Below are 223 nucleotides of genomic sequence, written 5' to 3'. Positions count from 1 at the left end.
CAACCATCGACATTAACGACACATTCATATCGCATTGTACGTTAACTAAGTTAGTAATCATGCCCGCGCGAGCAGATACAAATACCACGCCAACTAACAGCAATAAAACTAACGCGAAGATATACATGAAATGCTTCGCGTTATTACCAAGGTATTAACCCGTAATAGAAGGAACCGATGCCCCGACGTTACGTACAGATAACATGCCAGAGAAGTAATCGTG

1 pseudogene is annotated in these 223 nt (G+C 42.2%); it reads right to left on the bottom strand.

From position 1 onward, the window contains the following. A pseudogene (locus V6255_RS18520) lies at positions 1-223 on the bottom strand (carbon starvation CstA family protein); the annotation flags it as partial.

It is taken from the genome of Psychromonas arctica, from assembly GCF_038155225.1.
GTDB lineage: Bacteria > Pseudomonadota > Gammaproteobacteria > Enterobacterales > Psychromonadaceae > Psychromonas > Psychromonas arctica_B.
Note: the sequence above shows the minus strand (reverse complement) of the source record. Positions and strands in the feature narration are given on the sequence as shown.